The sequence below is a fragment of the Actinospica durhamensis genome (assembly GCF_018139695.1).
GTDB lineage: Bacteria > Actinomycetota > Actinomycetes > Streptomycetales > Catenulisporaceae > Actinospica > Actinospica durhamensis.
The window spans coordinates 1-401 of record NZ_JAGSOG010000848.1; the positions used below are offsets into that span (position 1 = coordinate 1).

1 protein-coding gene is annotated in these 401 nt (G+C 73.1%); it reads right to left on the reverse strand.

Translation table 11 applies throughout. The annotated features are described in order from the left end of the window. On the reverse strand, positions 1–401 hold a 401-nt coding region (locus tag KDL01_RS42520), incomplete at both ends, for an MBL fold metallo-hydrolase (protein WP_212534356.1).

The window sequence follows — 401 nt, forward strand, 5'->3', positions numbered from 1 at the left end:
CCACCGGGCAGGGCATCGCCGGGGCTGAACGTGCCCAGGTGGCCGCTGGCCTGGTAGGGCGCGACCGCGTTGCGTGCCAGCGGGAAGGCGAAGCGCACGCCCTTCGGCGCCGTGGGCTCGCTGGCCGGGCTGAGCCAGTAATCGGCATCGGCCTTGGACAGCCACACCGTGGCATTCGGGTAGGCCGGCTTGCCCTGCGCGTCGAGCACGCCGCACAGATGGTCCGGGTGGGCGTGGGTCAGCAGCACCTCGTCCACCTCGGCCGGGTCCACGCCGGAGGCGCGCAGGTTGCCCAGCACCTGGCCCAGGCCGGGGCCGAAGCACTGCGCGGTGCCGGTATCGACCAGGGTCAGGTGGTTGCCCTGGCGCACCAGGAAGGCGTTGATCGCGGTCTGCAGGCC